The 17,291-nt window shown below is 40.2% G+C and carries 20 protein-coding genes and 1 pseudogene; 6 read left to right on the top strand and 15 right to left on the bottom strand.

The window, feature by feature from the left end:
- The gene (gene tsaD / locus F993_RS15910) at positions 1-1,008 is read right to left on the bottom strand and encodes a tRNA (adenosine(37)-N6)-threonylcarbamoyltransferase complex transferase subunit TsaD (RefSeq protein ID WP_004652786.1); all 1,008 of its coding nucleotides are present in this window, start codon (positions 1,006-1,008) and stop codon (positions 1-3) included.
- 145 nt (positions 1,009-1,153) lie between these two features.
- Here tsaD and rpsU point away from each other — a divergent pair, with 145 nt between their 5' ends.
- Both rpsU and F993_RS15920 read left to right on the top strand, forming a co-directional pair.
- A complete protein-coding gene (gene rpsU, locus F993_RS15915) occupies positions 1,154-1,369 on the top strand; it encodes a 30S ribosomal protein S21 (protein ID WP_004652785.1) in 216 nt (71 codons plus the stop codon).
- Between the two features lie 27 nt (positions 1,370-1,396).
- A complete protein-coding gene (locus F993_RS15920; RefSeq protein ID WP_004652784.1) occupies positions 1,397-1,843 on the top strand; it encodes a GatB/YqeY domain-containing protein in 447 nt (148 codons plus the stop codon).
- 80 nt (positions 1,844-1,923) lie between these two features.
- On the opposite strand, the gene F993_RS15925 is transcribed toward F993_RS15920, so the two are convergent.
- The 6 genes and pseudogenes from F993_RS15925 to F993_RS15950 form a co-directional block, all read right to left on the bottom strand.
- Positions 1,924-2,283, bottom strand: a complete 360-nt coding sequence (locus F993_RS15925; RefSeq protein WP_004652783.1) for a hypothetical protein — start codon at positions 2,281-2,283, stop codon at positions 1,924-1,926.
- A 40-nt stretch (positions 2,284-2,323) separates the two neighbouring features.
- A complete protein-coding gene (locus tag F993_RS15930) occupies positions 2,324-2,689 on the bottom strand; it encodes a GFA family protein (RefSeq protein ID WP_004652781.1) in 366 nt (121 codons plus the stop codon).
- Positions 2,690-2,718: 29 nt separating this feature from the next.
- Positions 2,719-4,116: a M48 family metalloprotease gene (locus F993_RS15935; RefSeq protein ID WP_228254123.1), complete on the bottom strand. Its 1,398-nt coding sequence runs from the start codon at positions 4,114-4,116 to the stop codon at positions 2,719-2,721.
- 170 nt (positions 4,117-4,286) lie between these two features.
- The gene (locus tag F993_RS15940) at positions 4,287-4,874 is read right to left on the bottom strand and encodes a 1-acyl-sn-glycerol-3-phosphate acyltransferase (protein ID WP_004652779.1); all 588 of its coding nucleotides are present in this window, start codon (positions 4,872-4,874) and stop codon (positions 4,287-4,289) included.
- A 111-nt stretch (positions 4,875-4,985) separates the two neighbouring features.
- Positions 4,986-5,951: a 2-hydroxyacid dehydrogenase gene (locus tag F993_RS15945; protein WP_004652778.1), complete on the bottom strand. Its 966-nt coding sequence runs from the start codon at positions 5,949-5,951 to the stop codon at positions 4,986-4,988.
- Positions 5,952-5,968: 17 nt separating this feature from the next.
- Positions 5,969-6,406: pseudogene (locus tag F993_RS15950) on the bottom strand (hypothetical protein); the annotation flags it as partial.
- A gap of 491 nt (positions 6,407-6,897) precedes the next feature.
- Here F993_RS15950 and F993_RS15955 point away from each other — a divergent pair.
- The gene (locus F993_RS15955; protein ID WP_004652776.1) at positions 6,898-8,001 is read left to right on the top strand and encodes an MBL fold metallo-hydrolase; all 1,104 of its coding nucleotides are present in this window, start codon (positions 6,898-6,900) and stop codon (positions 7,999-8,001) included.
- 163 nt (positions 8,002-8,164) lie between these two features.
- On the opposite strand, the gene F993_RS15960 is transcribed toward F993_RS15955, so the two are convergent.
- Entirely contained in the window at positions 8,165-8,761 is a 597-nt protein-coding gene (locus F993_RS15960) for an FMN-dependent NADH-azoreductase (RefSeq protein ID WP_004652774.1), read from the bottom strand.
- 99 nt (positions 8,762-8,860) lie between these two features.
- Between F993_RS15960 and F993_RS15965 the strand changes: the two genes are divergently transcribed.
- Positions 8,861-9,769, top strand: a complete 909-nt coding sequence (locus F993_RS15965; protein ID WP_004652773.1) for a LysR family transcriptional regulator — start codon at positions 8,861-8,863, stop codon at positions 9,767-9,769.
- A 22-nt stretch (positions 9,770-9,791) separates the two neighbouring features.
- On the opposite strand, the gene F993_RS15970 is transcribed toward F993_RS15965, so the two are convergent.
- Together F993_RS15970 and F993_RS15975 are read right to left on the bottom strand one after the other, a co-directional pair.
- The gene (locus tag F993_RS15970; protein WP_004652772.1) at positions 9,792-11,090 is read right to left on the bottom strand and encodes a Y-family DNA polymerase; all 1,299 of its coding nucleotides are present in this window, start codon (positions 11,088-11,090) and stop codon (positions 9,792-9,794) included.
- Between the two features lie 4 nt (positions 11,091-11,094).
- Positions 11,095-11,706 carry a LexA family protein gene (locus F993_RS15975; RefSeq protein ID WP_004652771.1) on the bottom strand — a complete coding sequence of 204 codons (612 nt, stop codon included), beginning with the start codon at positions 11,704-11,706 and terminating at the stop codon, positions 11,095-11,097.
- 292 nt (positions 11,707-11,998) lie between these two features.
- Here F993_RS15975 and F993_RS15980 point away from each other — a divergent pair, with 292 nt between their 5' ends.
- Positions 11,999-12,229, top strand: coding sequence for a hypothetical protein (locus tag F993_RS15980; RefSeq protein WP_004652770.1), 231 nt, complete (start codon positions 11,999-12,001; stop codon positions 12,227-12,229).
- Positions 12,230-12,419: 190 nt separating this feature from the next.
- Here F993_RS15980 and F993_RS15985 read toward each other — a convergent pair whose 3' ends face one another.
- From F993_RS15985 to F993_RS16005, 5 genes are all read right to left on the bottom strand, one after another.
- Positions 12,420-12,647: a hypothetical protein gene (locus F993_RS15985; protein ID WP_004652769.1), complete on the bottom strand. Its 228-nt coding sequence runs from the start codon at positions 12,645-12,647 to the stop codon at positions 12,420-12,422.
- A gap of 222 nt (positions 12,648-12,869) precedes the next feature.
- The gene (locus tag F993_RS15990) at positions 12,870-13,535 is read right to left on the bottom strand and encodes a class I SAM-dependent methyltransferase (protein ID WP_004652768.1); all 666 of its coding nucleotides are present in this window, start codon (positions 13,533-13,535) and stop codon (positions 12,870-12,872) included.
- 118 nt (positions 13,536-13,653) lie between these two features.
- Complete coding sequence (locus F993_RS15995; protein WP_004652766.1) at positions 13,654-13,983, bottom strand: hypothetical protein; 330 nt, start codon at positions 13,981-13,983, stop codon at positions 13,654-13,656.
- A gap of 145 nt (positions 13,984-14,128) precedes the next feature.
- Complete coding sequence (locus F993_RS16000) at positions 14,129-15,016, bottom strand: LysR family transcriptional regulator (protein WP_004652765.1); 888 nt, start codon at positions 15,014-15,016, stop codon at positions 14,129-14,131.
- A 192-nt stretch (positions 15,017-15,208) separates the two neighbouring features.
- The gene (locus tag F993_RS16005) at positions 15,209-16,189 is read right to left on the bottom strand and encodes an MBL fold metallo-hydrolase (RefSeq protein WP_004652764.1); all 981 of its coding nucleotides are present in this window, start codon (positions 16,187-16,189) and stop codon (positions 15,209-15,211) included.
- A gap of 118 nt (positions 16,190-16,307) precedes the next feature.
- On the opposite strand from F993_RS16005, the gene F993_RS16010 reads away from it, so the two are divergent.
- A complete protein-coding gene (locus F993_RS16010) occupies positions 16,308-17,234 on the top strand; it encodes a LysR family transcriptional regulator (RefSeq protein WP_004652763.1) in 927 nt (308 codons plus the stop codon).
- The last annotated feature ends 57 nt before the right edge of the window (positions 17,235-17,291 follow it).

Here is a 17,291-nt window from a genome sequence, read left to right as displayed (position 1 = left end):
TTAGGTCGGTTGTAACTCAGTCATTGGCCATCTTGGTGTTGTCGTTACCGCCAAACCATCATGTTGCCCAGCTTTTAAACGTTGATATCCAGCAAAAGCAATCATAGCGCCATTGTCCGTACACAATGCGGGTTCGGCATAATAAACATGTGCCTTGATCTTTGCCAGTGAAGTTTCTAATTGTTCACGCAAACGCAGATTAGCACTTACACCACCCGCAATCACCAAACGTTTTAAACCCGTTTGTTTTAAAGCTTTCACTGATTTTTTTACCAAAGTATCGACAACCGCCTCCTGGAAAGAAGCTGCCACATCGGCATCACGATTCTCTTCACCTAACTTTTTCAATTGTACTGAAACGGCAGTTTTAAGACCGCTAAAAGAAAAATCCAAACCTTGATGCAAGATTGGTCTCGGGAATTCAAATGCTTTGGCATCGCCCTGTAACGCCAATTTCGCAATATTCGGCCCACCAGGATAAGGCAATTTCATCATTTTTGCGACTTTATCAAAGGCTTCACCCGCTGCATCGTCAATCGACTCACCAAGCAGTTCATATTGACCGATCCCATAAGCTGCCATTAATTGGGTATGCCCACCTGAAACCAATAAAGCCACAAACGGAAATTCCGGTGGAGTTTCCGAAAGTAATGGTGCAAGCATATGACCTTCCATATGGTGTACACCAATCGCTGGCTTATTAAATGCAAAGGCTAAACTGCGGCCAAATAAAGCACCTGTCATCAATGCCCCCATCAACCCTGGACCACGGGTATAGGCAACAGCATCAATCTCTTGCTTTTTGACGCCACTTTGCTCAAGCAGTTGATTAATCAAAGGAATCATTTTACGAACATGATCACGCGAAGCCAGCTCTGGCACCACACCACCATATTCGGCATGTAGTTTGATCTGGCTATAGAGAACCTGTCCACGTAAGCCGAGCTCGCTATCATAGAGTGCTAACCCAGTTTCATCACACGAAGTTTCCAAGCCCAAAACAATCATTAAACTGCCTTTACAACGATCAAAAATAATATCCGAGCTATTATAGACTTGTGATCTGAGTTGTAAATGAGTAAAATACTGACCTTCACTTGCGATCTAGTGCAATCGTGCGTTAGATCTTATCCATTATCTTAGAGGATTTTACATGCCACAAGTTAAGTTGAAAGAAGGCGAACCAGTAGACGTAGCTATCCGTCGTTTCAAACGTTCATGCGAAAAAGCGGGTGTTTTAGCTGACGTTCGTAAGCGCGAATTCTATGAGAAACCAACTCAAGAACGTAAGCGTAAAAAAGCTGCTGCAGTTAAGCGTTATCAAAAGAAATTGACTCGCGAATCTGTACGTACTACTCGCCTTTACTAATTAATTTGTGATTGACTGTTGAAGACTATGAATACTTTAAAAAACCAGATTACTGACGTGTTAAAAAACTCAATGCGTGCCAAAGATATGGCAACAGTAACGGTTATTCGTGGTGTACAGGCAGCAATTAAGCAAATCGAAGTCGATGAGCGCATAGAGCTTGACGATGCTCAGGTTCTTGCGGTCATTGAAAAGCAAATTAAACAACGTAAAGAATCGATCAAAGCCTTTCAAGGCGCTGGTCGTGATGATTTAGCTAGTAAAGAACAAGCCGAAGTTGAGGTTATTTCTCAATTTCTACCAGAAGCTATGACTGAGGAAGAGCTTGATTCTATCATTGAGCAAACGATTGCTGCTCAAGAAGCTACTAGCATGAAAGATATGGGTAAGGTGATGAATTCTCTACGTCCGATCATAGCCGGGCGTGCCGATCCTGCACAAGTATCTGCTAAAATTAAAGCAAAATTAAGCTAATCCGCTTAATTCTCCTCTTTATATCATCTATTCAATTAAAAATTTGGATTCATTATAATAATGAACCCAAGGTGTTTTTATTATTTAAAATCACACTGAACATTATATTTCGCAAGCATTTGCATTTCTTTTGATTCAACCACCTGCTTGATTAAATCTTGCTTGTTCATGCTGGCATATTGCGCTGGTAGTGATGAGCGATTTTGTTCAATCGCATCAGACATATCCTGAATATAACGCTGATTAATCTGACAATACTTTGCTTGCTGCTCAGGCGTAAATTGTGACGTTTGGGGATTCAGACTCCGCAAAAAGCTACGGATATCTTGTGCATATACACCACGAATTTTATCTACTGAGTTTGCATATTGCTCAATCGATGCCGCTGAGCTAATCACCACACTGCTGATCGCAAAAATAAAAACTAAAATTTTCTTCATAAATGTTCTAACTTCTCAGCGATTGCTTACGCACGTCATCTTATCTTAATTCAATAAATTTTGGTTTATGCTCCAGAAAAAATTCTTCCTTCGGTGCAGGAATAACACCTTCTGTCACAGTGCCTAGGCGTAAACGAATTACATCAGGCAAATCCTTTCGATAAGAATAGACTGGACTTGCACAATTTTGACAAAATACACGTGCCTTGTTGGGTGTATGAAAATATTCTTTCAGTTGCTCTTGTCCAGAAATCAGCTCAAATTTGCTTTGCTCAATCGGACTGTTCCACCCCGCAATTGAACCTTGTGCCTGTTGGCAATCGCTGCAATAACATAAAATGCTGTTTTCAATTTCTCCATGATATTGATACTGCACAGCACCACACAAACATTGCCCTTTAATCATTCGCTTTCCTTGAATTGTTTTAATCGGTATTACAGTCGCATACGGCGCTCATCTTGCATCTGTTTTAAACGCGCGTCAATCTTGGCGGACATGGCTAGATTCCCCTTCGCCAACCGTTGTGCATGTAGCATCGACTTAATCGCATTTTCTTCATAACCCGACCAATACTCTGCCTCTGCCCGATAACCCAATACATTGACCGCTTGTAATGGTGAACTCTTATCTAAATTGGTGGCTTGTTGCAGCAATTGCCAACCTTCTATATCACGCTGGTTTTTATGGATAAAGCGCTGTACCAAGGCTTGTGCCTGTGCAATTTGTCCCTGCCGAATCAGGACTTCCGCCAGCTTATAAGATAAGGCTCTATTCTCCGGCATGGTCTTTTGAATCGGATTAATTGTGGCATAGGCCTGATCAAACTTATTTTGTCCCAAATAAATATCGGCCTGAATCAAGGGAATCAGCACATGATTCTTGAGTTTCGTTTTTACTAAATCCAAATTGGCCTGTGCCTGTGCATAGTCACCTTGTTCAAGATAGAACTTGCTCAGTGCTAATTGTGCAGCTGTACTTTTCTGATTCGCCAATGACTGTAATTGAAGTTCAGTGGCCTGATTTGAAACCACCAAGGTATAGAGTTTTAATATTTCAAAATCGAGATCGTAAATTTTTGATTTCACTTTCGGCAATTGATTAGCGCGCAAACGTGCCTCGCTCATCCGCTCAGTGGTTAAAGGATGGGTAAACCAGAAGTCTGGTAAAAAGCTGACCCGACTGGTGGCACGATGCATGGTTTCAAAATAATCTGCCATGCTCTGTGGGTTATAACCTGCGGCATACATAAACTGCATACCAATACGATCCGCTTCACGCTCCTGATTACGGCTATAACTCAACTGCTTATCCATCAATGCCGCTTGAGTCCCCATCATCACCGCCGCACCCGCATTGCCATCGGCTTGAGATGCAATGGCTGCACCAACAAGAATCCCAGCCAATGCGAGTAAACCCTGTCCCTTGAATGCCTCTTGGGAGCGGCTATAGTGGCGCTGTGATACGTGTGCAATCTCATGCGCCATGACCCCTGCAATCTCATCCAGATTCTTAGCTGAAGTAATCAAACCTGTATTTAAGGCAAATAAACCACCAGGAACGGCAAAGGCATTAATTTGAGGATCTTTGATAATCACCAAGCCAATCGGTTGACCAAGTTGGGTCTGACTTAAAATGCCTGAAAAAACCTGAAAAAACTGATCTTCCAACCATGCATCTTGCACCGTTGGCATTTGACGATGCACTTCACGATAGACTTTTTCACCGATAAATTTTTCTTTTTGTTGATCGAGTAAACCTATACCGCTGCCAATTTCAGGCACTTCTGTTTGCCCAGCACTATGCGCAGGCAAAAAAACCTCAGTGTGACTCAGTTGAGTTGTGGCGAAAAGGCCACAGGCGAGCAGGAACGATCTCAAGTGGTTTCTCTATGATTTTAATAAAGAAATTTAATATAGCATTGAAAAAAGGAGAAATTTGCAACAAAGTGTTATAAAAGGCAGGAAAATCCTGCCTTACTTTATGATTTTTGAAATCGACTGAATTACTCTGCCGCAACGTAACGCTGATCTACACTAAATTTCTCAGGGAATTTGGCATTGATCGTGGCATAAAAAGACATGATCTCTGTCATATCTTTTTTATAATCCCCTGTAGGATAAACAATTTTTCCTACGCCTGTTTTTTTCTTGGCATAATCCATATACGCAAGTGCAATCGGCACACCCGCTGTCATTGCGACATGATAAAAACCAGTTTTCCACTGCTCTTGTTTTGCACGTGTTCCTTCTGGAGTGACCAACATGACTAACTTAGGATGTGTCTTGAATAAATCACTCATCAGTTGAACCATACTTGGACGTTCTTGACCTTCATGTTTGACACGACGATCAATACCGATACCACCCATGGCACGAACAAAAGGACCAAACGGCAATTTCATATAACTGTCTTTGATGGTGAGGCGAACATGAACACCCAAAGCTTTCAAGGCTAAACGGGCATATAAGGCATCCCAATTGCTGGTATGTGGAGCCGCAATCATCACACATTGATCAATATTTAAATCCCAATGATTATCAATTTCCCAGCCCATTAAACCCAAACTTTGTTCAGCTAATTTCTCGAACACCAGACACCCCAAGACGAAGTCACAAAGGGCGCAAGTGTACCAATATTAATCAACTTAAAAAGATGGAGCCGTACAATAATGCAGCAATCAAATGGTCAGCATTGTAAGCAATTATTCAAACTTTGGATTCACTAAATAGCGAGGTGTACGATCTTCTAATGCATCAATCAGGTTCTGATAAGCAAGGTCCACCATCTTCTGGCGAGTTTCAGCGGTTGCCGAGCCAATATGCGGCGCAGTCACTGCATTGGGTAACTCAAACAAAGGAGAACTTTGTAGTGGTTCCTTGGCATACACATCTAAACCAGCAGCAAAGATTTTGTTTTGCTGCAATGCGTCGATCAATGCATGTTCATCGACCACCGAGCCACGCGCGATATTGACGAAGACCGCATGTTTTTGCATCAAGTCAAATTGCTCTGCGCCAATCAGTGCTTTTGATTCAGTATTCAAATCAACAGCCACCACAATAAAATCAGATTGCTGCAATAACTGATCTAAATCACGATATTGCGCATTGAAGGCCTGAGCCACTTCAATCTTTTCACGGCGGTTATGGTACAAAATATTCATATTGAAACCATAAAAACCACGACGAGCAATAGCTCCCCCGATATGTCCCAGACCAATAATGCCTAAGGTCTTGCCAAAAACATCCACCCCAAATTGTTCCGTCGCAACAGTACGTTTCCACTGCCCTTGCTTGGTCCAAGCATCTAATTGTGGAATCTTACGCGCGGCGCTCAGCAACAAGCTAAAGGCTAGATCGGCTGTGGTTTCCGTTAAAACGTGTGGCGTATTGGCGAGCCAGATTTTCTTTTGATTGAGATAGTCGACATCATAATTATCATAGCCAACCGACACCGTAGAAATGATTTTCAGTTTTTGTGCAGGTGCTAAGTTGCTTTCATTGAGTAAACGCCCTGCACCAATCATGGCATCAGCATCAACCACTTCGGTACGAATCTGTTCATTGATATCACCAAGCTTTGGATTGAGCACCACCACCTGATAATCTTGCTGTAACTGCGCTATAACATCCTGATTTATTTGGCTGAATACAACGACTTTCTTCATGATTCGATTTCCGTTCTTTATTGCATGAGCTGCCACAACCGTCTTTTCAAGACTGGTTGAGCCAGCATTTCTTCTAAACTCGCTAAATGTAATATATTAGAATGCTGAATAAAGTCCAGTTGACCTAAGCATAATATCTTTTTGCTGCTTGCCGTTGCATCCAGAAAGCCTTGAATATAAGACGATAGTCCTCTGCTCTCTTGAAACGTAGCCAAGGGAAATGGCCATTTCAACTCTGCGTATTGACCTAATCTTGCCTTTTGAATATTTTGCCAGAGCTGCCGTTGTGCATCACTGAGCTGACTGCTTTCCAACAAAATGGCACAATTTTCTAAAACATACATTTGCAGTTCAAATGCCTGAATTTGAGTTGTAATAACAATCTGTTCTTTTTCAACAACAGCTTCTTTTACAATAGGCTTTGCAATAATTTCTGTAGGTTGAGGAATTTCTTTTTCAGTGATCGCTAATGTTGGTCGCGATGCAATTTGAATTTCTTGTGGCGTTGGTACGACATCTAATATCGGTGTCAGCGGCTGTATGGTTTCTTCAACCACTTGATCTCGCCATAGACTTGGTGCAGTATTTTTTTGACATACGACTTCTCTTGGAATCCAAACATCTATTCCTAAAGTTGCCAATATGTTTCTTTGCTGCCCGATCATTTTACCTACTCGTTGTCTTGACTCACAGTGATTTACAACACTGTAACCTTGCATAGTCTAGCATAAACCAAGCTTCGCTAAATGACTTCCTTTTGCTCAATCACATCAATACACCTTCAATTTCGCAAGTAAACATTCAGTTCTTCTTCGTTTAGCTAAAGATTCAATAATGATAGGCAAGTTTTCATTCGTCGACATTTAAACCCTATTTCATCATTTTGTCGCTTTTAGTTTTTATTACTGTGGTATCGAATGCTCAAATGAAAAGGTTGACTCCATTTATGCTTATTCTTTTTGTTGCGATCGCCGTGGCCCTGCTTATTGCAGCGAGTGTTATATATGCACAACAACCCTTATTCGGTAAAATTCCTTCTGGTGAACGACTACAAGTCATAGAAAGCTCTCCCAACTACCGCCAAGGTCAATTTCGAAATTTAATTGAAAAATCAGGCATGAGCGAAGGCTCTAGTATTGCGGTTGAACTCTATAAAACCTTTATTAAAACCATTCCTCATCGCAATCCAATTGATCCAATTCCTTCCATTAAAACCAATCTGCTCAGCCTTGATTCCAAACAGGATGTCATCATTTGGTTTGGACACTCATCTGTGTTTATGCAGTTGCATGGTAAAACCTTTTTGATTGACCCTGTTATGAGTGGCAAAGCCTCTCCTTTCCCTTGGGGCACACGCGCCTATAAAGGAACTGATATTTATAGTGTCGAGGATTTACCAGCGATTGATTACTTGCTGATTTCACACGATCATTATGATCATTTGGATTATGAAACCACGCTTAAACTTAAGGATAAAGTCAGATATGTGATCACAGGCTTAGGTGTAGGTGAACACTTTGAGTACTGGGGTTATCCTAAAGAAAAACTGATTGAAAGAGATTGGGGCGACAGAATCGAATTTAATGATGGCATTACCATTATCACTGAAACCACCCATCATGATTCACGACGCGCCTTTGATGGCGGTAAAAATCTGTGGGTTTCTTTTGTGATTCAATCCCCGAATAAAAAGATTTTCTATACCGGTGATGGTGGTTATGACAAGCACTTTGTCGAGATTGGACAGAAATACGGTCCCTTTGATTGGGCATTGATGGAGAATGGGCAATATGATGCCGCTTGGCGTTCAGTGCATTGTCATCCAGATGAAGTTGCTCAAGCCACTGAAGAGCTGAATGCACGAAATATGATTCCTGTACATCATTCAAAATTTAGTTTAGCCAAACATGCATGGCATGAACCGATTAATCGTATTGTCGAATATTCAAAAAGCAGAAAATATCGTCTTGCCACCCCCATGATCGGCGAGTTAGTTGAACTAGACAATGATCGGCAAGCCTTTAAACAGTGGTGGAAAAACATTCGTTAATTGAAACATTAATTTTTATACAAGCCTCATTTTAGTGGGGCTTTTTAATTGACTGAACACAATCCTGAAATAGTAAGTGGTTATTTCAAACATAAAAAATCGGACAAACAGGCACCCTGCTTGTCCGATCCTACCAAAACTCGGTAGTAAGGGGTACCTAGTTTTAAACAGCAACCTGCTGTGCTTGTAGATGCGCCTCTTTTAATGCATCTACTCTTAAAGCAGGGATATCTAAACCTTCGGCGTACACAAAACTGACATCATGGATTCCCATCAAACCCAAAACTGACTGAAGATACGGTGTTACCGCATCGGTCACTTGCCCGAGATGAATACCGCCCCGACTGCTCATCACAATCGCTTTTACGCCTTCAACCAAGCCTTGTGGATAGGTTTCGGTATATCTAAAGGTATGACGGGCACGTGCCACCAAATCGAACCAGTTCTTCAATTGCGTTGGCACATTCAGGTTGTACATCGGTGCACCAATCAGTAATAGATCCGCTGCTTTAAGTTCTGCAATCAGCTCATCCGATAACTGGACAATCTTTTGTATCGGCGCTGCAATGTGCTCCGCACCACGCAGTGCATGGAAAATTTCAGCATCCAGTACAGGTAAGTTAAGCGTGGTTAAATCACGAATGATCACCTCATCCTGCACGCCTTTTTCAGCACGTTCTGTTAAAAATGCATCGATCAAACGGCTAGTCTGTGATTGATCACCCATAATGCTTGATTTCAATACCAACATTTTCGCCATGTTTGTTCTCCATATCTTTGATGGAGCTATCTTACTATTAGATTATAATCACCAGTAGTGATACTATTTCAATCAATTGATTCCAAAAACTCTACAATCATGCAAACAGAGCTGAGTACGATTTCAATCTTTGTGACAGTGGTCGAGGCAGGAAGCTTTAGCAATGCTGCTGAACAACTACATCTGACCCGCTCGGCGGTGAGTAAAAGCATTGCGCGTTTAGAACAACGTTTGGGCGTGACTTTATTTAAGCGTACTACTCGAACCCTGAGCTTAACAGCGGAAGGTGCGCTATTTTATGAGCACAGTCAGCGCGCGATTGCTGAGATTCATAGCGCTGAAAGCTTGTTAGACCAAGGTAAAATCAATGCAACGGGATTATTGAGAGTTTCAGCCCCAGTCCTGTTTGGACAACTTTATGTTGCGCCGTTGATGGTTGAGCTTGCACAACAACATGCTGATTTGCAGGTAGAACTTTCCTTCAATGATCGCACCATCGATTTGGTCGAAGATGGTTTTGATTTAGCCATTCGTATTGGCACTCTAGACGATAGCAATCATTTGATTGCAAGGAAGCTGGGTGATCATCGGATGCTGCTTTGTGCAACTCCGAAATATATACAACAGTCAGGTCCAGTGAATCACTTGGATGACTTACACCAACATACCACCATTGCTTACCCCTATTCTGGGTCCCCGACAAAGTGGCATCTTCAAGATAAAAACAAACAACTGTATGCCATCAAACCCAAAGCAAAATTGATGCTAAATGATATGCAGGCGATTAAAAATACAGTGTTATTAGATCAAGGAATTGCATGGCTTCCTGATTGGCTGATTCATAAAGAACTACAAGATGGCAGCTTAGTTCAGGTATTGGCAGAGTTTTCCAGTGTCGACTTCCCGATTCATGTGGTTTGGCCTGCTTTAACCTATATGCCACTTAAAACGCGTTTAGCCATTGATCTGTTAGTCGCGGTATTCCCATCTCGGCTCAGTGCGAATTAACCCCCCATCTATACAGAAATCATTATCCAACCTTTAAAACCTCATCCCATTTGGTCAAATAACTCGGTGACTTATGATTCTGTGTCATCTGCCATGCACGTCCATGAGGGCTAATCAAACGCCCTAAGGTCATACAATCGCGACCAAATTTCTTATTAATATCATCAAAAGCGACTGAAAGATTTTGTCGCGCAATCAGCTCATCGGTATCGTGGAAGAGATCAACAGCATGACGGTGTTGTGGAATAATATCCATTAAAATCACTTCGGCTTTCTTATAACGATGCCCTGTTTGATAAATCCGATCCAGCCCCTGTTGTACCGCTTTGATAATTTCCAAACGATCATCGCTATAATCAGACAAATACACCACCGTAAATGGTCGATAATATTGGTCTTTATTAAAACGATTGGTCCGAATACTGACCCCAATGGCTTTACACAGTAATTTCTGTTGCCTCAACCGCTCAACTGCACGCAAACTAAATTCAGTCAGTGCACCACTTAAGTCGCTTTTCTCCTGAATCGGCTGACCAAATGAACGACTGCTTAACACCTGCTGCCGATCCGTAATTACATCTTCTAGCTCTAAACAGGCCATGCCTTGCAATTCTTTGACTGTATTTTCCATCAACACGGAAAACTGCTTTCCCATCATTTTAGGATCAGATTGCAGCAGATCCATCACTGAGTAGATCATCATTTTTTCTAAGCGTTGCCGAATCTTTCGCCCGACACCCCATACTTCGCCCGCAGGCATCTGCTGCAACAAGTCTTCAATCACGCACGGATCTTCAGCAACGAGATTACAGACACTCTTAAAACAGGCGTGGGTCTTGGCTAAGTTATTGGCAAGCTTGGCCTGCGTTTTGGAATAACCAATTCCAATACAACATGGCAAACCCAACCAGTTTTTTACCGTATCTAGAATCTGGTGTGCATATTCGGTTAGGTCATAACTGTGTTGATAAGCCGTCAGTTCTAAAAAACATTCATCTATCGAATATACTTCCTGCTCACATGGATCAACAAAACTTGCCAATATATTCATAAAGCGGCGTGACATTTCCGCATACAAGGCATAATTACTGGAAAAGACTTGTACTTGATGCCGTTGAATAATCTCCTCGATCTGGAACATCGGAACGGCCATCCGAATACCGAGCTGTTTCGCCTCATAGGAACGAGAAACCACACAACCATCGTTATTGGACAGCACCACCACAGGACGATTTTCCAGCTTTGGATTAAACACACGCTCACAACTGACATAGCAGTTATTCACATCAATCAAAGCAAAAATACGTTGTGGCAGACTCATAAGCTTATCTCATCGGTTTCAGGTTATAAGTCACAACACCCCAAATCAATAACTCCTGCCCCTCGGTAATATAAATATTTTGATAATCAGGATTTTCGGCTTTCAACCAGACTTTCGGTGGACTGAAATGATGATCAACCATCAAACGTTTCACGGTAAAATCATTGTCGATCAAGGCAATCACAATGTCTCCAGATTTGGCTACAAGACTGCGATCCACGACCAATGGATCATCAATATCAATCCCGGCATCTAACATCGATAGCGAATTGGCTTTTACAATGAAAGTCGAATTTTCGTTACGAATTAAAAATTCATTTAAATCCAGTGCTTGTTCAACATGATCTTGGGCAGGTGACGGAAAACCCGCAGCAACCCGTTCCGTTGCCAATGGAATGTGATAAATTCGATCATTCTTGGGCTGTACATTCTGGATTTTCATTGAGCTAGTCAAATCGTTACGCGTATCGGTTTTGACATTATTCAGTAACCAATTTTTGATGAAATCAACTTGAGACTCTGGAACACGAATGACTTTAGTGGGTTCACTAAATTGTGCTTTACGCCCTGCATTGGTTCTGGCTCCCCCATGCTCAAATTCGTTTTTTTTGGACATGATTCCCCCGCCCCAAGTTTAAAATGCTTGTAAATAATTTAACTTGAAAAAGTTACAAATTCAAGTTGACGTACAATTAATTTTGCATAACAATGAATCCATAGATCAGATTTTAGCTTGTTTAACTTAGACAAGGATGTATAAGACAAACTGAAATTAATGTTTTAAATGAATGCCTTATCGTATTTTTATTCAATTAAAAAATATTAAGTCATTGATCTGATTCATTAATCTATTTGATCTCTCAGCAGTTAAGTTTTATTCAAATATTTTTGATGTGGAGACATGAAAAATGAACAATCGACGTGATGCTATTCTTGGTTATGCTGACGAACAACATGCTTTCTTTATTCGCCTGATCGAGAACAATACCGTTCTAGGTGATAGTTATGGACTATTTTGTGACAACCAAAATAGTGAAGCGGCAGAAAGTATTATGACCACACTGTTTTTAAAGAAATCTTTTTGGCTAAATGGTTCCGAGTTTAATGACATTGTGAAAGGGCTTAACCCAATCCATTAAGAACAATATATCTATTCAATTATCGCTTTGCCAGAAAAAGAGCTTGTACAATGATCGAAACAGCAAGCTCTTTATTTTTTTATTCTCAATTAAAGTATGCTTGCCAATATTTTATCTGTTCCAAATAAAAAACCCACCTATTGGAATCCCATAAGTGAGTCTTTTGTAGCGGTGAACAATAGAGTTAAACTCAGATAAATCTTTTGTCATTTACAGGTGCAACCAACTTATAAATTTTTCCATCTATCTCACTTTCAAAGAGTAAGTCAATATTTGGAAAAATGATATTTCCTTCTACTTCAATATGTTCAACCCGTTTAAAAAAAGGAATATCTTGGTCTTCTAAATCATTTAACTGTGCAACGACAATTGATTCGTTTTCTTCTTGGTCCTTGACGATGACTGTAATCTTATCCATAACAGTTCTCCCAATATGTATAGTTCATAGGACTATGGGAAATTTTGTATAAATTGTCGACTAAATGGTTGTAACAAGAATTATAAGTATTATCTTTTTATTTTTTAAACAGCTAAACCATTGAAACTCACTTTAAAATTATAAATTTCATTAATAATTGTTTAACCAAACAGTTACAGTAGGATGGAAAACGTATCAAAATAATTCGAACTCCTTTTCAATTTAATTGCTAATCAAACTCACCTCATCCCTCTTTTTAAAATACTCGTTTTTGAATTGCCAGATTGTATTTAAAAATCGTTGTTCTGTGTTCCAAGGGGTGATATGAATCTCGACCTCATGGCGTAACAAAATAAAGTTTCTGCCCAGTTTCTGGGCTAACTTTTCAACGCTATAACGCTCTACAGGCAGACCACTACACTGTGTTGGCCCATCTTCAGCAAAAGTCGACAAAATCATAAATCCATTTGGCTTTAATGCTTGACGGACGTTGTGCAGATACTGTTGTTGATGCACTTCTGTCACCATAAAGTGAAATACCGCGCGATCATGCCATAAATCATAGTGCTGTGGTTCTAACGCCACAGTACAAATATCAGCAACTTGCCAATCAATATGGCTGCTGTCTAAATTCTTTTCTAGCAATCTGGCTTGTGTTGTATTTAATGCTGTTTCTGATAAATCAAGCACATGTAAGTTTTTATAACCTGCCTCGATAAGCTGATCAACGAACAGTGAAGCACCACTTCCCACATCAATGAGTTTGGCCTGCAACGGTAAATCCAGAGATTGAATGAACTTCATTGTTTGACTTGGATGCTGCTGATACCAACTGACCTGATCTGTCTGTTTAGATTGATAGACATCCTCCCAGTAATTATCACTCATGTTAGCTCCTACCGAATGCCCATCTACAGTAAAAATAGAAAACCACCTCATGATTACCACACTCAGTTGGAATGAGCTAGAGCAACGCGATCAATTGTCCCAATACATCAAACAGAATCTATTTTTGTGTCACCACATTGGATATTTCTTTCTGATTTTTAGTTTTATCATTGTCCCGTTCATTGCTTTGTTCTACTTGATTTTTTAATTCCAAATATTGTCTTGCATCTTCCCGCCGATGAATTCCACCTAATTTTAAGGCCTGTGTATCAACTTCCTCATCTATATCTGCTTTTTTTGTAGACTGCTTAATAAGTGAAAGCTTACTTTTTTCTGGTGCTGGATTTACAGAGGTCATCTGTTCCCCGCTCTTGCTGACAGGTGTTTCAGTTGCATAAATTGTTATGGATATGATCAAGACAGCCATCACAGCGAGTGTACGTCTCATGCTCAAGCCCTAGCTTGTTTTTAATTTTAATGCACTATCTTAACATATGGGCTTGAACGTATTGCTTTAAATCTTCTCCAAAACTTTACTCCATTAAACTTATTGCTGTAGATGTCATAAAGTCCAGTCATGGTCTGTTCACACCCTAGAAATAGCGTTCTCTTAGAATTCCAGCAAAATAATTCACCTCATTTAAATGCTGCTGATCGGCATAAATGATTCCCACATTTAAACTGACATTAAAATCATCCACAGCCATAATTTCAAGATTCGAATTAAATGCAGCATGCTGATCAATAAAGGGTTTCGGAAAAATTCCCAGACCATCCCCATTTAAAATACTGTGTAATTGAGGTTCTATGCCAAAGATTTCCTTATTCGCATACAGAAACAGCTTTCGTTGCTTTAACTCTATGTTTAAACATTCCCTAAAACAGCAACCTTCAGGATGAATCACCCATCCCTTTTTACTGCAACGTTCCAAACTTGTATGTTGCTTAATGCCATTTTTGAGCGAAACAATAACTAAAGGTAACGTACCGATCTGTTCAAAATATAAATGGCTGGAGAAATTAAGGTTGGACGGAATCATGACAATCGCAAGTGCCAACTCACCTTCGGCGACTTGCTGAATTAAGCTCCGGCCCCACCCGCTCTGCATTTCTACTTCAGTCAAATAGTGGTCATGCTTATATCTTTCCGAAATATATTCCGACAGATCATCGACCAATGTGATTGGAACACCTATTTTAATTTTTGCTTGATATGTCAGAGTTTCTTGCTGATAAAAATATTCTAATTGTTCCATTTGCTCGAGAATATAACGACCTTTAAAATAAACTTTTTCACCAAAATGAGTAAGTTGCAAGGGGCGGCTTTTACGATTAAACAACTTCCCTTTTAATTTTTTCTCAATATTATTAATTCGTTTCGTGACAGTGGACTGATCAACACCCAGCTTTTCTGAAGTTACAGTTAAGGAAGAATTTTCAACAGCATATATAAACGTTTCTAAATCTTTAATCTCTAACACTCATTCACCTGTTGTTCAGATACATTCCAAATCAATTTCATCTCTTTCATGCCTAACCCTGTATTCATACATGGTGCGACGCATAGATTCGCCCTAACAAATCCATGAGAAATCACCATGTTCACTACATTCATATTGCTTTAAAATTATGACCCTACATAACTCTCTTTATTTTTATCAATCATCTATCAATTACCAATTCCCTCTACGATGATTCGATACCCAACGGTACATTCCCTGAATATTTGGCATTTTCATCGTACTGAATCCAATCCAGTTCTGAACATTCGGACTAAATTTGACATTACGATAGAGTTGATCCCAAGACTGGCCTGCCCGAACCAAATCAAGGACTTGTTGATGCAAGTCGACAATATAATCGCGCAATGCAATCTGATCTTCTCGCGTTGCAGGGCTGTAATGTCCAACGTCGATAAAATCGACATCTTGCTTGATTACCCAATTCAAGGTATCAATCCAACCCGTGTAATAAAAATCTAAAAAATCATTGTATGGCATGCTTTTACTTTCACATACATCAGTACATTGCAGCGCTTTGTATTTAGGGAAAAGTACCATCACCATACTGTCTGAATGGCTCGGTGCAACATAATGTAAAAGTACCTCCTCGCCCCCTAAGCTAATTTGCATATCCTGATCAAAAACGCGATCGGGTAATGCTGTAGCTAACTTTTCTCCCACAATCGGCTCAAGACTACGTTGATTGGCAACAATAGTTGCACCATCTGCTTTAAATATCTGTCCACCACTGATATGGTCCGCATGTGCGTGCGTATAAACGACATATTTAACAGGCACATTAAAGCGTGTCTTAATTTCATCTTTTAGCCATGTCGACGTACATGTCATTGCGGGATCAATTACCAATGCCCCTTCTTTGGTAATCAAGACTAAACCGCTATGTACTGCCAGACCAGCACCTGTAGTATGCCGATAAAGATTACCTTTTACCTGCGTTAAACTTCTTGGATTATCAGGACAAGATGCAGCGGTAAAATCGGTTAAAATTGTACGATTCTGATAGATCGATTGATCTACAGGAACCCCATTATCTTTCGCAAAAACTGAGCTAAAAGGTAGCGACAGCAATAATGCTACAAAAAAATTATTGCTCAGAGATGCCCTAATTCTTTGATTTTTAAATGTGCTCATCGATAAACCTTGCATAGAATTCACGAAGACCAATCTACCAAGTTCAGCCCCCTGACAAAACCCACAAAATCCGCAATATACTGTCCTAAAACTAGCAACAATAAAGGGTTGGGCCGCCATGCAAAAACTTGATGATCTGTTATTATTTGCAGAGGTGGTCGAACACGCAGGTTTTTCAGCTGCAGCACGTAATTTGGGTCTGCAACGCTCTAAACTCAGTCGACATATTGCAGAACTGGAAAATAGAATCGGCGTCCGTTTATTACATCGCAATACACGAAATGTTGTTCTGACACCTGCTGGGGAAGAAGTCTATATTCATGCAAAAGCTCTCAAGCAAGCCGCACAAAATGCTTTTGCCGTTGCAACAGATCTTGCAGGAGACCCAAAAGGAATATTAAGAATTGGGTGCTCCTCAACATTTGCACAAGAAGCATTGCTGCCTATTCTTAATTTGTTCTTACATCAATATCCGCAATTGCGTGTGATCATCAACACATCAGATCACAATATTGATTTGATCAGCGCACAAGTCGATCTGGTTTTTAGAATTTCATCCAAACTGCTCAATGACTCCAGTTTAATTATTCGTCCAGTCTGTGATTTACCAATGGTACTGGTTGCCAGTCAAGATTACATGAAGAATAAAGAAAAAATTGAATATCCAGATCAGCTCAAACAGTTAAACTTCATTGGATTAGGTGTGCAAAAAAACCTGATCCCCCAAATATTTACCAATCAAAATAATAACTTAAATACAGTCCTACTTGAACCTTATATCAGCTGTGGCAATATGTCGGTACTTAAATCGGCTGTACAACACAGCATGGGGGTTGCGGTTCTCCCCTGGTATTTATGTATCAATGAATTGAAGTCTGGCCAATTTGTAAATGTCTTTGAAACTGATTCAGCCTGGTCACCTCAAGCTTCTTTAGTGAATGCGCTTATACCAACACGACAAAATATTCTATTGGCAACCAAGCTTTTCTTAGATTTTTCAATTCCGCAATTACGGCACAATCTCAACCCGGCCTTAACCAATTAAATGATCCACTGTTTAATTTATTTTATCTAACGGACATAAATATTTTACTTGAATATC

Origin of the sequence: Acinetobacter proteolyticus (genome assembly GCF_000367945.1) — a bacterium.
Classification (GTDB): Bacteria; Pseudomonadota; Gammaproteobacteria; order Pseudomonadales; family Moraxellaceae; genus Acinetobacter; species Acinetobacter proteolyticus.
The sequence above is the reverse complement of the archived record's forward strand: the minus strand, read 5'-3'. Positions and strand labels throughout refer to the sequence as shown.

Excerpts from the sequence above, each read along its gene's own strand:
- F993_RS15960 (WP_004652774.1), bottom strand. The coding sequence starts at position 8,761 with ATGGCGAAAATGTTGGTATTGAAATCAAGCATTATGGGTGATCAATCA.
- F993_RS15995 (WP_004652766.1), bottom strand. The coding sequence starts at position 13,983 with ATGAGACGTACACTCGCTGTGATGGCTGTCTTGATCATATCCATAACA.
- F993_RS15980 (WP_004652770.1), top strand. The coding sequence starts at position 11,999 with ATGAACAATCGACGTGATGCTATTCTTGGTTATGCTGACGAACAACAT.
- F993_RS15920 (WP_004652784.1), top strand. The coding sequence starts at position 1,397 with ATGAATACTTTAAAAAACCAGATTACTGACGTGTTAAAAAACTCAATG.
- F993_RS15965 (WP_004652773.1), top strand. The coding sequence starts at position 8,861 with ATGCAAACAGAGCTGAGTACGATTTCAATCTTTGTGACAGTGGTCGAG.
- F993_RS15925 (WP_004652783.1), bottom strand. The coding sequence starts at position 2,283 with ATGAAGAAAATTTTAGTTTTTATTTTTGCGATCAGCAGTGTGGTGATT.
- tsaD (WP_004652786.1), bottom strand. The coding sequence starts at position 1,008 with ATGATTGTTTTGGGCTTGGAAACTTCGTGTGATGAAACTGGGTTAGCA.
- F993_RS15975 (WP_004652771.1), bottom strand. The coding sequence starts at position 11,706 with ATGTCCAAAAAAAACGAATTTGAGCATGGGGGAGCCAGAACCAATGCA.
- F993_RS15985 (WP_004652769.1), bottom strand. The coding sequence starts at position 12,647 with ATGGATAAGATTACAGTCATCGTCAAGGACCAAGAAGAAAACGAATCA.
- F993_RS15945 (WP_004652778.1), bottom strand. The coding sequence starts at position 5,951 with ATGAAGAAAGTCGTTGTATTCAGCCAAATAAATCAGGATGTTATAGCG.
- rpsU (WP_004652785.1), top strand. The coding sequence starts at position 1,154 with ATGCCACAAGTTAAGTTGAAAGAAGGCGAACCAGTAGACGTAGCTATC.
- F993_RS15955 (WP_004652776.1), top strand. The coding sequence starts at position 6,898 with ATGCTTATTCTTTTTGTTGCGATCGCCGTGGCCCTGCTTATTGCAGCG.
- F993_RS15990 (WP_004652768.1), bottom strand. The coding sequence starts at position 13,535 with ATGAGTGATAATTACTGGGAGGATGTCTATCAATCTAAACAGACAGAT.
- F993_RS16005 (WP_004652764.1), bottom strand. The coding sequence starts at position 16,189 with ATGAGCACATTTAAAAATCAAAGAATTAGGGCATCTCTGAGCAATAAT.
- F993_RS15970 (WP_004652772.1), bottom strand. The coding sequence starts at position 11,090 with ATGAGTCTGCCACAACGTATTTTTGCTTTGATTGATGTGAATAACTGC.
- F993_RS16010 (WP_004652763.1), top strand. The coding sequence starts at position 16,308 with ATGCAAAAACTTGATGATCTGTTATTATTTGCAGAGGTGGTCGAACAC.
- F993_RS15930 (WP_004652781.1), bottom strand. The coding sequence starts at position 2,689 with ATGATTAAAGGGCAATGTTTGTGTGGTGCTGTGCAGTATCAATATCAT.